At 65.3% G+C, this 352-nt stretch carries 1 protein-coding gene; it reads right to left on the bottom strand.

All coding sequences use genetic code 11. The features are described from left to right. Positions 1–314: PIN domain-containing protein (locus tag C667_RS24075; RefSeq protein WP_004393603.1), on the bottom strand; the 314-nt coding region annotated here is incomplete at its 3' end. Positions 315–352: the final 38 nt, after the last annotated feature.

Genomic DNA, 352 nt, shown 5'->3' with positions numbered 1-352 from the left:
TGCGCCGCGATCAGCAGGTCGTTGGCTCCGATGGTGTTCCCCGCCCGCTCCAGCGTCGCGCGAATTTCGGCGTATTGCCGATCTGCATCATCCTCGAAGGGCATCACCTCGATGGCACCGAGCAGATCTTCCACTCGCTGCGTCAGGACGACCGAGCCGCGCTTCGCCGCGCCATAACGGAGCTCGCAGGCCACGACGATGCTGGTGCAGATGGCGTCGGCGTCGAGTTGGGCCAGCCGCTTCGTTACCGGCCCCTGCGGATCCTTGATCAGGCTCGACAGGATGTTCGTGTCCAGCAGATAGCGCGCCGGCATCAGAACACGTCCTCCGGTTCAGGCGGCGGGTCGGCGAT

It is taken from the genome of Thauera phenylacetica B4P, assembly GCF_000310225.1.
Taxonomy (GTDB): domain Bacteria; phylum Pseudomonadota; class Gammaproteobacteria; order Burkholderiales; family Rhodocyclaceae; genus Thauera; species Thauera phenylacetica.
The sequence above is the reverse complement of the archived record's forward strand: the minus strand, read 5'-3'. Positions and strand labels throughout refer to the sequence as shown.